Origin of the sequence: Pseudomonas sp. HPB0071 (assembly GCF_000478505.2) — a bacterium.
GTDB lineage: Bacteria > Pseudomonadota > Gammaproteobacteria > Pseudomonadales > Pseudomonadaceae > Chryseomonas > Chryseomonas luteola.
On record NZ_KI517367.1, the window covers coordinates 3417502 to 3430568 of the forward strand.

The 13067-nt window shown below is 54.4% G+C and carries 11 protein-coding genes; 7 read left to right on the plus strand and 4 right to left on the minus strand.

What is annotated here, in order from left to right:
* The first annotated feature begins 1 nt into the window (after position 1).
* From HMPREF1487_RS15900 to HMPREF1487_RS15910, 3 genes are all read left to right on the plus strand, one after another.
* Positions 2-709, plus strand: coding sequence for a TetR/AcrR family transcriptional regulator (locus tag HMPREF1487_RS15900; protein WP_010797702.1), 708 nt, complete (start codon positions 2-4; stop codon positions 707-709).
* 105 nt (positions 710-814) lie between these two features.
* A complete protein-coding gene (nagZ, locus tag HMPREF1487_RS15905) occupies positions 815-1813 on the plus strand; it encodes a beta-N-acetylhexosaminidase (RefSeq protein WP_010797703.1) in 999 nt (332 codons plus the stop codon).
* A gap of 9 nt (positions 1814-1822) precedes the next feature.
* Positions 1823-2560, plus strand: coding sequence for an S-methyl-5'-thioinosine phosphorylase (locus HMPREF1487_RS15910; RefSeq protein ID WP_010797704.1), 738 nt, complete (start codon positions 1823-1825; stop codon positions 2558-2560).
* A gap of 46 nt (positions 2561-2606) precedes the next feature.
* On the opposite strand, the gene mfd is transcribed toward HMPREF1487_RS15910, so the two are convergent.
* Positions 2607-6056: a transcription-repair coupling factor gene (mfd, locus tag HMPREF1487_RS15915; protein ID WP_010797705.1), complete on the minus strand. Its 3450-nt coding sequence runs from the start codon at positions 6054-6056 to the stop codon at positions 2607-2609.
* 138 nt (positions 6057-6194) lie between these two features.
* On the opposite strand from mfd, the gene HMPREF1487_RS15920 reads away from it, so the two are divergent.
* Together HMPREF1487_RS15920 and sthA are read left to right on the plus strand one after the other, a co-directional pair.
* Positions 6195-7655 carry a glyceraldehyde-3-phosphate dehydrogenase gene (locus HMPREF1487_RS15920; protein ID WP_010797706.1) on the plus strand — a complete coding sequence of 487 codons (1461 nt, stop codon included), beginning with the start codon at positions 6195-6197 and terminating at the stop codon, positions 7653-7655.
* Between the two features lie 206 nt (positions 7656-7861).
* Positions 7862-9256 carry a Si-specific NAD(P)(+) transhydrogenase gene (sthA, locus tag HMPREF1487_RS15925; RefSeq protein ID WP_010797707.1) on the plus strand — a complete coding sequence of 465 codons (1395 nt, stop codon included), beginning with the start codon at positions 7862-7864 and terminating at the stop codon, positions 9254-9256.
* Here the strand turns inward: sthA and HMPREF1487_RS15930 are convergent.
* From HMPREF1487_RS15930 to HMPREF1487_RS15940, 3 genes are read right to left on the minus strand one after another with little or no spacing between them, the layout of a single operon-like run.
* Positions 9253-9996 (minus strand): glycerophosphodiester phosphodiesterase, encoded by a 744-nt coding sequence (locus tag HMPREF1487_RS15930; RefSeq protein WP_010797708.1) that lies wholly within the window; start codon positions 9994-9996, stop codon positions 9253-9255. The two genes, sthA and HMPREF1487_RS15930, sit on opposite strands and share 4 nt — an antisense overlap.
* Positions 9993-10286, minus strand: a complete 294-nt coding sequence (locus HMPREF1487_RS15935) for a hypothetical protein (protein WP_010797709.1) — start codon at positions 10284-10286, stop codon at positions 9993-9995. The genes HMPREF1487_RS15930 and HMPREF1487_RS15935 overlap by 4 nt, the downstream gene beginning before the upstream one ends.
* Positions 10286-10861 carry a PilZ domain-containing protein gene (locus HMPREF1487_RS15940; RefSeq protein WP_010797710.1) on the minus strand — a complete coding sequence of 192 codons (576 nt, stop codon included), beginning with the start codon at positions 10859-10861 and terminating at the stop codon, positions 10286-10288. Before HMPREF1487_RS15940 ends, HMPREF1487_RS15935 begins: the two co-directional genes overlap by 1 nt.
* A 241-nt stretch (positions 10862-11102) precedes the next feature.
* Here HMPREF1487_RS15940 and HMPREF1487_RS15945 point away from each other — a divergent pair, with 241 nt between their 5' ends.
* Positions 11103-12359: a lipoprotein-releasing ABC transporter permease subunit gene (locus HMPREF1487_RS15945; protein ID WP_037030120.1), complete on the plus strand. Its 1257-nt coding sequence runs from the start codon at positions 11103-11105 to the stop codon at positions 12357-12359.
* Complete coding sequence (gene lolD, locus HMPREF1487_RS15950; protein ID WP_010797712.1) at positions 12352-13035, plus strand: lipoprotein-releasing ABC transporter ATP-binding protein LolD; 684 nt, start codon at positions 12352-12354, stop codon at positions 13033-13035. The genes HMPREF1487_RS15945 and lolD overlap by 8 nt, the downstream gene beginning before the upstream one ends.
* The last annotated feature ends 32 nt before the right edge of the window (positions 13036-13067 follow it).

The window sequence follows — 13067 nt, forward strand, 5'->3', positions numbered from 1 at the left end:
GATGGCTCAATCTGAAACGGTCGAGCGGATATTGGATGCCGCTGAACAACTTTTTGCTGAGCGTGGCTTTGCTGAAACATCGCTCCGCCTGATAACCAGCAAGGCGAATGTAAACCTTGCAGCAGTGAATTATCACTTCGGCTCGAAGAAATCCCTTATCCAGGCGGTATTCTCTCGTTTTCTGGACCCTTATTGCGCGTGTTTGGAAAATGAGTTGGACCGACGGTACGGCAAGTCCGGGACCAAGGCAGACCTTAAGGAGCTTCTTTATCTGCTGGTAGATCAGGCGTTAGCCATCAAACCGCGTCACGGTAATGATCTTTCCATTTTCATGCGGCTTTTAGGGCTGGCATTCAGTGAGAGCCAGGGGCATCTGAAGAAATACCTCGAAGAGGCATACGGACGCGTTTTTCGTCGCTACATGGAGCTGGTTGCCATGGCTGCGCCTGCCATTCCTCCGCTGGAGCTGTTCTGGCGCGCTCACTTCATGATAGGGGTGGCTGCATTCAGCATGTCAGGTATCAAGGCTTTGAAGGCCATGGCTGATAATGATTTTGGTGTACATACGTCAACGGAGCAGGTATTGCGTTTGATGGTGCCTTTCATGGCCAGTGGCATGCTGGCGGAGAGTGCAATGACGGATCAGGCTCTGGCATCTGCGCAATTCAAGCCCCGCAAGCCTGTCAGTCAGGATGCTCAGCGCTTCTGAGTGAGGATATGCCAGCGCTTTCAGCAAAGGCATTACTGACACATTGATTGAAACGAGTTGAAAGGGCACCATGCCTCACTTGTTTTCTGTGCCTCAGGAATGCCTATGCAAGGCTCATTAATGGTGGACATTGGCGGCACATGGCTGACCGCTGAAGACCGACATTTCCTGCGCCAGCCCGAAGTGGGTGGGCTCATTCTTTTTGCTCGCAATATCGAGCATCCTCGCCAGGTGCGTGAGCTATGTGAAGCCATACGCGCCGAGCGGCCGGAGTTGCTATTGGCTGTCGACCAAGAGGGCGGCCGCGTCCAGCGACTTCGACAGGGCTTTGTACGTCTGCCTGCCATGCGGCGATTTGCCAATCATCCAGAGGCCGACCGCCTTGCCGAGGCATGCGGGTGGATAATGGCAACCGAAGTGCTGGCCGTCGGGCTCGACTTCAGCTTTGCTCCGGTTCTGGATCTTGATCATGGCCGTAGCGCAGTAATCGGTCAGCGAGCCTTTGAAGGAGCGCCGGGCAGGGCAACCGATCTGGCGGGTGCTTTCATTCGCGGCATGCATGCTGCCGGCATGGCTGCAACTGGCAAGCATTTCCCGGGACATGGGTGGGCAGAAGCCGACTCGCATGTGGCCATTCCCCGTGATGAGCGCAGCCTGGAAGACATCAAGGCCGTCGACCTTGTACCTTTCAAGCGCTTGAGTGGGCAGTTGGAGGCGATCATGCCTGCTCATGTGATCTATCCCTGCGTAGATGAGCAGCCAGCCGGGTTTTCGCGGCGGTGGCTGCAGGACGTGCTTCGCGGCGAGTTGGGTTTCAAGGGTGTTATTTTTAGCGACGATCTATCCATGGCCGGTGCGCATGTTGCCGGTGACGCGGCAGGACGCATAGAGGCTGCCTTGAGTGCTGGCTGTGACATGGGGCTCGTTTGTAATGACCGTGCCGCGGCTGAGCTGGCGCTAACCGCGCTGCAGCGCTTGAAAGCCAAGCCTTCGCAGCGGTTGAAACGCATGAGTGCAAAAGCATTTCCGCCCATTGAATACCGTCAGCATCCTCGCTGGCTTGCGGCTTTATCTACTCTGCGCCAAGCAGGTTTGATTGATTAAGGAGTTTATATGACCGTTTACGCCATTATTGGCGGGACTGGCCTGACGCAGCTGGAAGGTCTGACGCTGGATGAGTCCCTCAGAATAAACACGCCCTATGGCGCGCCTTCGGCGGACATTCTCAAGGGCCATTATGCAGGGCGCGAAGTATTGTTCCTGGCACGCCATGGTCATCCACATCGCATCCCGCCTCATCAGGTTAATTATCGAGCCAATATATGGGCGCTCAAGCATGCCGGTGCAGAAGCAATCCTGGCCGTTAATGCGGTAGGCGGTATCCATTCAGCAATGGGTAGCGGGCATCTATGTGTGCCTCACCAGATCGTCGACTATACATGGGGTCGTGAACACACCTTTTTTGAAGGGTCTCTGGAAGCAGTAACCCATATCGATTTCAGCTACCCCTATGATGAGGCGCTTCGCCAGCAATTGATCAGTGCGCTGCGTCAACACGGCTATGCCCACAGTGATCAGGGCGTCTATGCCTGTACACAAGGGCCGCGCCTGGAAACGGCAGGAGAGATCGTTCGCCTGGAGCGTGATGGATGTGACATCGTGGGGATGACAGCCATGCCAGAAGCCGCACTGGCTCGGGAGCAGGATTTGGCTTATGCCTGTCTGGCGTTGGTTGTTAATCCAGCTGCAGGTAAGGTAACTGGCGTTATCACCATGGCTGAAATAGAGCAGGCGCTGCATGAGGGTATAGGCAGGGTTAAAGCTGTACTGGCAACAGTACTGGCAGGTTAAGCCCGACTGGCCGGGCACCTCCTGAGTGCCCGGCCGGTTACCTGGACTAGACGTTTTCCGGGGTCAAGCGCTCGAAAAGTGCCTCAATGATATTGAAACGCTCTTCAGGACGCTCCATCGGTACCTGGAATTTAAAGATGGTTGCACCCTCAAGGCGATACTTGTTGGGCTGGCTTTGTATCATTTTGACCAGTACCAACGGATCAACCTTCGTATCATGAGTGAACTCGATGCGACCGCCTTGCGGGCCGGCATCAACCTTCACAACACCTAGGGCTTCTGCCTTGATCTTCATAAGTGTCAGGCGGACCAGGTTTTTGACGGCATTGGGCAAAAGGCCAAAGCGGTCAATCATCTCGACCTGTAGCTCCTTGAGTGCATCTTCATCGGCTGCAGAAGCAATACGCTTGTACAGAATCAGGCGAGTATGGACGTCTGGTAGATAGTCCTCTGGAATGAGCGCAGGTACCCGCAGATTGATGTCCGGACCACCCCCAAGGGGCTGTTCCAGGTTCGGTTGTTCACCTTTGCGAATAGCCTTGACCGCCCGTTCCAGCATTTCCATGTACAGCGTAAAGCCTACAGCCTGGATCTGGCCGCTTTGACCTTCGCCCAGGAGTTCGCCGGCGCCCCGTATTTCAAGGTCATGGGTGGCCAGAATGAAGCCTGCGCCCAGGTCCTGCGCACCAGCAATCGCCTCAAGACGTTTTTCAGCATCAGGCGTCATGCTTTTTCGTGGCGGTGTTAGCAGGTAGGCATACGCCTGGTGGTGACTTCGTCCCACGCGTCCACGCAACTGATGCAGTTGCGCCAGGCCAAACTTGTCTGCACGCTCGATAATGATGGTATTGGCGCTGGGCACGTCGATACCGGTCTCGATAATAGTTGACGCTACCAGCACGTTGAAGCGCTTGTGGTAGAAGTCGCTCATGACTTGTTCCAGTTCCCGTTCGCGCATCTGCCCATGACCAATGCCAATACGGGCCTCCGGCACCAGCTCCGCAAGGTCCCGGGCGCACTTTTCAATGGTCTTTACTTCGTTGTGAAGGTAGTAGACCTGTCCGCCGCGTAGCAGCTCGCGAAGAAGGGCTTCCTTGATAACCGCGTTCTGCTGCTCCATGACGAACGTCCGGACCGACAAGCGTCGAGCCGGCGGAGTGGCGATGATGGACAGATCGCGCATACCTGCAACAGCCATATTGAGCGTGCGCGGAATCGGTGTGGCCGTAAGGGTCAGAATATCGACTTCGCTGCGTAGCGCTTTGAATTGCTCCTTCTGACGCACGCCGAATCGGTGCTCCTCATCAATGATGACGAGTCCCAGATTCTTGAGCTTCACGTCGTCCTGCAACAGTTTGTGTGTGCCGATAATAATGTCGATATTACCGTCAGCCAGTTCCTGTACGGCCTTTTCAACATCCTTGGCAGACTTGAAGCGAGACATCACCTCGACGCGCACAGGCCAGTCGGCAAAGCGGTCGCGAAAGCTGTTGTAATGCTGCTGCGCCAACAGTGTTGTAGGAACCAGGACGGCCACCTGCTTGCCGCTGTGTACCGCTACAAACGCCGCCCGCATGGCGACTTCGGTCTTGCCAAAGCCTACATCGCCGCAGACCAGACGATCCATGGGCTTGCCTGACAGCATATCCTTGAGTACAGCATCGATAGTAACTTGCTGGTCAGGTGTTTCTTCAAACGGAAAGCCTGCTGCGAAGGTTTCGTAATCCGCTTTGGGATCAGTAAACGCAAATCCTTCCCGAGCGGCTCGACGGGCATATACATCCAGCAGCTCGGCGGCAACATCGCGTACCTGCTCAGCTGCCTTGCGTTTGGCTTTCTGCCAGGTTTCAGAACCTAGTTTGTGCAGTGGAGCAAGCGCGTCGTCAGCGCCTGAATAACGGGCAATCAGGTGCAGGTTGGCAACCGGAACATAGAGCTTTGCTTCGTCTGCGTATTCTAGCAGTAGAAACTCTTGCGCCTGGCCCTCCAGTTCAAGCGTTACCAGACCCATATAACGCCCAACGCCGTGATCGATATGCACGACCGGTGCGCCCTCGCGTAGCTCGGTCAGGTTCTTGACGACGTTGTCACCATGCTCGTTGCGCTTTTCCCGGCGACGACGCTGCATGATACGCTGACCAAACAACGGACTTTCGGCAATGAGGGCTACATCGGGTTTTTCGAGTAGCAAACCTTCGTCGAGCGGCGCGACTGTAATCGACAGGCGCTCGTCAGTTTCCTGAAAATCTTCCCATCCCTCGACCGATGTAGGACGCAGGTTGATACGTGCCAGCAACTCAAGCAGCACCTCCCGACGGCCGGCGGATTCTGCTGTAAACAGGATGCGTCCATCAAACTCAGCCAGGAAATTTTGCAAGGCCGCCAATGGCTGGTTAGCCTTGGCCTCAATGGCAAGGTTGGGCAGAGGCCGCGCTGAAAAACGCTCACGACCCACACCCGGCTCGATATCATCGCTACTGATAACAATGCGTGGCCATTGCTTGAGACGAGCGAAGCACTCTTCTACCGGGAGGAAAACTTCAGCCGGTGGTAATAGAGGACGCTCCGGGTCAACGCGACGGTCTTCGTAACGGGTCCGTACGTCCGTCCAGAACTGTTCAGATGCCTGCTCGATGCCTGGTAACGAAAAAACCTGTGCGCTCTGGGGCAGGTAATCAAACAGCGTCGACGTCTCATCAAAGAACAACGGCAGGTAGTACTCAATGCCCGCGGGCGTCAAGCCACTCGCCAGATCCTGGTAAAGAGGGCTGCGACGATAATCCACATCAAAACGCTCTCGAAAGCGTGCCCTGAACCCTGTGACGGCTTCTTTATGCAGCGGAAATTCTCGAGCAGGAAGCAGTCGGATCGAATCCACCTTGTCGATTGATCGCTGCGTCTCTGGATCGAATGTGCGTAACGTCTCAATTTCGTCATCGAATAAGTCGATTCGGTACGGGAGGCTACTGCCCATCGGGAATAGATCAATCAATGCTCCGCGAACCGTGAACTCGCCATGCTCGTAGACGGTATCGACATAGCGGTATCCGGCTGCCTCCAGGCGAGCCCGCGTAGCCTCTACATCCAGACGTTGCCCCACATCCAGCACAAGACTGCTGCCTAGCAGGAAGCGTGTAGGTGCCATGCGATGTAGGGCTGTTGAGATAGGCACTACCAAAATGCCGTGATCAAGCTCTGGTAGACGATAGAGCGCCGCTACACGTTGGGAAATAATGTCTTGATGCGGCGAGAAAATATCGTAAGGCAACGTTTCCCAATCAGGGAAATGCAGTACGGGAAGCCTCGGGGCAAAGAAGCGCAGTTCTTGCTCCAGGCGTTCGGCGCTCTGGCTGTCCGGCGTTAAAAGTAGGGTGAAGCGTTGGCTGGCAGCGCTTGCAGCCTCGGCAATAGCCAGACTTAGCGCGGCTCCGGGGAGATTTCCCCAATGCTGTCGTCCGGCGGTATCAGGAATTGATGGAATGCGCAAAACGGGCACGCTGGTTAGGCTCCGTTGAAAAAATCTGAGTTGGGATTGTAACGACGGTCTCGTCTCGCTGTCAGTGCATCGACGCGCGAAGATTGCCGGTTCAGGCAGGTGCGGTCATAATGTAGTTCCTTTTGTTAGCCCCTACATATGGAAGGTATCACCGTGAGTCAGAACTCCGACCAGTGTCTTGGTGAATGGATCGATCGTGAGGCGATTGCGGAGGCAATGATTCCGCTGATCGGTCAGCTCTACCGTAATAATAATGTTGTGACCTCTATATATGGGCGTGGTTTGGTTAATCGTTCAGTGATCGCCATTCTCAAGGCGCATCGCTTTGCACGTCAGGTCGATGATGTCGCATTGTCTGTACACGATACCTATCCGCTGCTTAAGGCTATTAGTGAACTTGAGCTAGGTGCCGCTTCCATTGATTTGGCGCGTCTGAGCTTGAAATTCAAGCAGGCGGGGGCAGGGCGTGATCTAAAAGAGTTCCTACGCGAAGAACTGGCTGCCGTTGTAGGTAAGCAGGGCACCGAAAAGCGCCAGGGAACCGATGTGGTTCTGTATGGCTTTGGCCGTATCGGACGTTTGCTTGCACGTATCCTTATCGAGCACTCTGGAAGCGGCGATGGCCTGCGTCTACGTGCCATTGTGGTGCGTAAAGGCGCTGAAAACGATCTGGTCAAGCGCGCCAGCCTGTTGCGTCGCGACTCGGTACATGGCTCCTTTGAAGGCACCATCACCGTTGACGAGACCAACAACACAATTTGTGCAAATGGCACCTTGATTCAGGTGATTTATTCCAACGATCCGACCACAGTCGACTACACCCAGTACGGTATCAATAATGCGATCATTGTTGATAACACCGGTAAATGGCGTGATGCAGAAGGCCTGTCGCAACATCTGAAGTGCCCGGGCGCTGCACGTGTCGTGCTGACTGCGCCTGGCAAGGGTTCGCTCAAGAACATCGTTCACGGTATCAACCACAACACTATCAGCCCGGAAGACAGCATTGTTACGGCGGCTTCCTGCACCACCAATGCTATCGTGCCCGTGCTGAAGGCCATCAATGACAAGTACGGCATCATCAGCGGTCATGTAGAAACGGTTCACTCCTTCACCAATGATCAAAACCTGATCGACAACTTCCACAAAGGTGATCGTCGCGGTCGTAGTGCACCGTTGAACATGGTGATTACCGAGACGGGCGCCGCCAAAGCGGTCGCCAAGGCGCTGCCAGAATTGGCTGGCAAGCTGACAGGTAATGCCATTCGCGTTCCAACGCCCAACGTGTCGATGGCTATCCTGAACCTGAACCTTGAAACAGGCACCAATAAGGAAGAGATCAACGATTATCTGCGTTATATGGCGCTGCACTCTGATCTTCACAAGCAGATCGATTTCGTCAACTCGCCTGAAGTGGTATCCAGCGACTTCGTTGGCTCTCGTCATGCTGGCATAGTAGACGCAGGTGCTACCATTTGCAGCGATAACCGTGTCGTTCTCTATGTGTGGTACGACAACGAGTTCGGCTATAGCTGCCAGGTTGTTCGTGTGCTTGAGGAAATGGCTGGTGTAAACCCACCGGCTTATCCAGCGGTTTAAGCATTGTTCATATGAAGACGGGAGCTTAGGCTCCCGTTTTTATTTATCGCTTTAAATTGAAAAGATTTTCTAGTGTGACGAAAGGTCGCAACGAGAGGATAGGTGTAACCTATATAGAGATCATCGCTTAAATCGGGTTGCCGTAGAGCCGGTGATGATGTGCTCGACGCTCATGAGCGATCGGTTCGTTTTTTCGAGGAGTAATCATGGCTGTCTATAACTATGACGTAGTGGTGCTGGGATCGGGCCCGGCAGGCGAGGGGGCTGCAATCAATGCAGCCAAGCACGGACGCAAGGTGGCGGTCGTGGACAGTCGCCAGGTCATCGGTGGAAATTGCATTCACCTTGGCACCATTCCGTCAAAGGCTCTGCGTAACTCAGTCAAGCAGATCATTCATTTCAACAATAATCCGATGTTCCGCACGATTGGCGAGCCTCGCTGGTTTTCCTTTCCTGACGTGCTCAAGAGTGCTGAGCGCGTCATTGGAAAGCAGGTTAATTCACACACATCCTATTTTGCTCGTAACCGGGTCGATGTGTACTTCGGAACCGCAAGCTTTATCGACGAGCACACGATCAACGTCATAAATCCCAATGGCGGTACCGAACAACTGGTTGGCAAGCAGGTGGTTATTGCAACGGGCTCGCGTCCTTACCGCCCAGCTGATGTTGATTTCTCCCACCCGCGTGTCTATGACAGCGATACCATCCTGACCTTGAGCCATACACCACGGCGCCTGATCATTTATGGAGCAGGTGTCATTGGGTGTGAATACGCCTCCATCTTCAGTGGCCTGGGTGTGCTCGTCGATCTGATCGATACGCGCGATCAGCTGCTGAGCTTCCTGGATGATGAAATCTCCGATGCGCTTAGCTACCACTTGCGCACCAATAATGTGCTCATTCGTCACAATGAAGAGTATGAGCGTATTGAAGGCCTGGAGCATGGGGTCGTTCTTCACCTTAAGTCAGGCAAGAAGCTGCGAGCTGACGCGCTTCTGTGGTGTAACGGGCGCACCGGCAATACCGACCAGCTGGCGTTGGAGAATGTTGGTATCGAGGTGAACAGCCGCGGCCAAATTAACGTGGATGAGAATTACCGCACCAGTTGCCCCAATATCCTGGCGGCTGGAGATGTCATTGGTTGGCCTAGCCTCGCCAGTGCAGCGTTTGACCAAGGTCGTTCAGCTGCCGGTAATATTCTGGATGATGATTCAGCGCGCTATGTCGATGATATTCCTACTGGAATTTATACCATTCCCGAAATCAGTTCTTTGGGTAAAAACGAGCGCGATTTGACGCAGGCTAGAGTACCCTACGAAGTTGGCAAAGCGTTCTTCAAAAGCATGGCGCGAGCGCAGATTTCAGGCGAGCCGGTAGGCATGCTCAAAATCCTGTTCCATCGCGAGACTCTGGAAGTCCTTGGTGTTCACTGCTTTGGCGATCAGGCGTCCGAGATTCTTCACATCGGACAAGCCATCATGAACCAGAAAGGTCCTGGCAATAACATCAAGTACTTCATCAATACGACGTTTAATTATCCCACCATGGCTGAGGCGTACCGCGTAGCTGCCTTTGATGGGTTGAACCGGCTTTTCTAAGCCGGCTTAGCCTGTGGTTTGTGATCATCCAGCACGGTTCTGGCCAGTGCTGGATAATCCGTAATTAAACTGTCTGCACCGAAGTCGATTAGGCGTCGCATCAAGGAGGGCTCATTTACCGTCCATACCGATACATGCAGGCCCTGGCGCTGGGCCTTCAAGAGTCGCTCAGGGGTGCACAGCGTCCAATTGAGCGCAAGTAAATGGCAGCCGTAGTTAGCAGCCACTTTCAGCGGATCCAGCCAGGCGTATTCTGCCACCAGCCCACGTTGAAGCCAGGGAGTGTCACGGTTAAGCGCCCTTAATACTTCCCGTGAGCTGGACGTTATCGTAATACGGTCGCTGAGATTGAAACGTTTCGCCAGCTCATCGATGGCTTTGATGGTGCGTGCAGCCCGGACGCGTGAAGCGCTTTTGACTTCAAGCTGCCAATGCTCGAAATCCACTTGCTTGAAAAGATCCTCAAGGCGTGGAATAGGGCAGGGTCGAGGCCATGAGGGACCTGCCAAACGTGCGTCGTAGGTAACCAGCGTATCGGCAGGCAACTCGGCAACCTTACCTCGACGTCCCGTAGTACGCTTGAGGGTAGGGTCGTGAATGACCATCAATTCTCCATCACTGGACAGGTGGAGGTCCAGCTCGCAGCGGGTTACGCCCACCTGCAGGCACTGCTCAAAGCTGGCTAGCGTGTTTTCCGGGGCCTCGCCTTTGGCTCCTCGATGGCCGTAGATGACTGTCATGGCGTTTCCCTGCGATTAAGTGGCTGATGGTCACGAACCGCATCAATGACACGGTTATTCTCAAAATAGACGCTGAAGTCGCGATAGTCCCAGCGAGTAATGGGCGGCTTACCTACGGCTGGATGTTCTTCGTCCGGCAAACCAAATCGATTCAGCACCTCGGTGCGAAGTTGCCCAGGTTGGGGCAGGGCCGTGTGGGTGTCACCTTGACGACTAATAGGGATCGAGAGCGTATCGGCGAAAACAGCTGTTGGGCCGAGCAACAGTAAAAAACTCAGCCAGTAGTTCACTATTGCTCACCCTTGGGCTGTGCTCTGAGCGTACGGCGCTCATGGGCCTGCTTCTTGAAGATATGCCGAGCAAGCAGCTGACGTTGTGCATCGCTGATGTCTACGAAGCTGGTGCCTATCTCATAACTGTCTGGCGTAGCCGGCTGGCAGTGAATCACTTCAGCTTTCAATTCAAGGCCCAGTGCCTGAGGCATCAGTATCATGCGCAGGCTTAGCTGGCTACCCAGTGAAAACGCCTCTGAATGTTGAAAGCTGATGCCACCCTCGGACAGCACGACAGGTCTGGGTTCTCCGACTTCATGAATCAAATTCCAGGTCAGTGCCTGACCCAGTAAATCGATTCGCTTGTTGAGCAGCTTTATACAGGCGGCAATTGGGCGGTCGCGCTCATTGACGCTACGCAAAAGGTGCTGTGATTCGAACTCCAGAAGATGCATTTCACTTAGCAGATCGAACAAAGGTGACACATTAGGCGTGGCGGATTGTTCTGTCCCGGCAAGTGGGGTGATTTCCAGTGCGATCGAGTCTGTGATGCGATAGTATTCGCGGCGTTCATCCGCGTCTGGTGCGGTCATGGTAAACCCACGGCGATGATCGAAGCGTTGAGTGTAATGCCTGCTGATGGGGGCTTGCCAGTCTGTAAGCTGGCGCTTCGTCAGGGCTGTGAAGCAACAGGGATTCGCTCCGCCTGAAGTGGCGAACGCTACATATATGAGTGTAGTCGAGCTTGGGACTATAACGGCCAGTTCTGTATTGTTTGCCGTTTCCCTTGTCCATAAGGACTCGCTTGCGTCCCATTCCTGCTTAAGCCCGGATATGTTTAGACCACTACCTATCTACATCGGCATGCGTTATGTGCGTGCCAAGCGAAGAAATCACTTCGTTTCATTTATTTCCCTGACCTCCATGGTTGGGCTGGCGCTGGGTGTGCTGGTCATGATCGTAGTGCTTTCGGTCATGAATGGATTCGACCGTGAAATGCGCGACCGCGTCCTGGGGATGATTCCCCATGCCACTGTAGAGTCCTACCAGCCGATTAATGATTGGCGGACTATTGCCGATCAAGCCAGAAAAAATCCTCAAGTGGCCGCGGTTGCGCCGTTTACCCAGCTGCAAGGCATGCTGACCCAGGACAAGGCCGTTCAGACCGTACTTCTCAACGCCATTGATCCGGATGAGGAGCCGAAGGTTTCGATCATCAGTGACTTCATGCGTGAAGGTAAGCTGACGGATCTCAAACCGGGCGGTTTCGGCGTTATTATCGGAACGCTGGCTGCGCAGAAACTGGGCGTTAAAGTGGGTGATAAGGTTACTTATATCGCCCCGGAAGTAGCCGTGACGCCTGCCGGTATGTTTCCCCGGATGAAGCGGCTTACCGTCGTAGGTATTTTTAGCGTCGGGGCCGGAGAGCTGGATGGTTCGGTGGGTCTGATCCATGTTGAGGATGCGGCGCGCCTGCAGCGGTGGCAGCCCAGTCAGGTCCAGGGCATCCGCCTGAAACTGCACGATCTGTTCAAGGCACCCCAAGTCTCATGGGATATTGTCCGGTCGCTGGCAAGTGACAACGAAGACTTCTATGCACGTGATTGGACTCGCACCCATGGCAACCTGTATCAAGCCATCGGTATGGAGAAGACCATGATTGGCCTTCTCCTTCTTCTGATCGTGGCGGTAGCTGCCTTCAATATCATCTCGACATTGGTCATGGTGGTAACTGACAAGACGTCCGACATTGCCATTTTACGGACGTTGGGTGCCACGCCTCGCCAGATCATGTTTGTTTTCATGGTTCAGGGTACTTTCATCGGCGTAATCGGAACCCTGCTTGGCTGCGCCTTGGGAGTTGTCGCTGCGCTTAATGTCAGCGGCTTCATTGCTTGGCTGGAACGTACGACAGGACATCAGTTCCTGAACGCTCAGGTGTATTTCATCAATTATTTGCCGTCCCAGTTGCAGCTCAATGATGTCTTGTGGGTGTGTGGTGCCTCGCTGCTGCTGAGTTTCCTTGCCACCCTGTACCCTTCCTGGAGTGCTGCTCGCACCCAGCCTGCCGAGGCGTTGCGTTATGAGTGATAAAGCCGTACTGCGTTGCCAGAACCTGGGCAAGCGCTACGAAGAGGGACCGCAAACGGTCGACGTCCTGACCGGCGTAGAGTTGGAGCTGCTTCCAGGAGAGCGTGTTTCGATCGTAGGCAGTTCCGGTTCAGGAAAAACTACGTTGCTGAACCTGTTGGGCGGACTGGACACCCCAAGTCAGGGCAGTGTATGGCTGGATGGGGAGGAGCTTTCGGCGCTCAATGAGAAGGCACGCGGCCTGTTGCGTAACCGTGCCATGGGCTTCGTTTATCAGTTTCATCACTTGCTCCCTGAGTTCAGCGCACTGGAAAACGTCTGCATGCCATTGCTTATCGGTCGAATGTCGATAGCTGAAGCCCGCAGGAAAGCTTCTGCATTGCTGGAGCGGGTGGGGCTGGGACATCGACTAAGCCATAAGCCGGCTGAGTTATCCGGAGGCGAGCGCCAGCGGGTAGCCATCGCACGTGCATTGGTCAATGAACCCAAGCTGGTTTTACTGGACGAGCCTACAGGCAATCTGGATCAGCATACGGCCCATGGAATTCAGCAAATGATGCTTGAGCTTTCAACGTCCTTGCGGACGTCCTTTCTTGTAGTAACCCACGACCAGTCGCTGGCCGCTCAGATGGATCGTACGCTGCGCCTGGAAGATGGCCGCCTGGTTCCGGCCTGACGGCCATTCTTCTCCTGAAACAGTGTAAGGCG

Bases quoted from the DNA above. Each gene is read 5' to 3' on its own strand.
- HMPREF1487_RS15940 (WP_010797710.1), bottom strand. From the start codon at position 10,861: ATGACCGCACCAGACGCGGATGAACGCCGCGAATACTATCGCATCACA.
- nagZ (WP_010797703.1), top strand. From the start codon at position 815: ATGCAAGGCTCATTAATGGTGGACATTGGCGGCACATGGCTGACCGCT.
- lolD (WP_010797712.1), top strand. From the start codon at position 12,352: ATGAGTGATAAAGCCGTACTGCGTTGCCAGAACCTGGGCAAGCGCTAC.
- HMPREF1487_RS15920 (WP_010797706.1), top strand. From the start codon at position 6,195: ATGGAAGGTATCACCGTGAGTCAGAACTCCGACCAGTGTCTTGGTGAA.
- HMPREF1487_RS15930 (WP_010797708.1), bottom strand. From the start codon at position 9,996: ATGACAGTCATCTACGGCCATCGAGGAGCCAAAGGCGAGGCCCCGGAA.
- HMPREF1487_RS15900 (WP_010797702.1), top strand. From the start codon at position 2: ATGGCTCAATCTGAAACGGTCGAGCGGATATTGGATGCCGCTGAACAA.
- HMPREF1487_RS15945 (WP_037030120.1), top strand. From the start codon at position 11,103: ATGTTTAGACCACTACCTATCTACATCGGCATGCGTTATGTGCGTGCC.
- HMPREF1487_RS15910 (WP_010797704.1), top strand. From the start codon at position 1,823: ATGACCGTTTACGCCATTATTGGCGGGACTGGCCTGACGCAGCTGGAA.
- sthA (WP_010797707.1), top strand. From the start codon at position 7,862: ATGGCTGTCTATAACTATGACGTAGTGGTGCTGGGATCGGGCCCGGCA.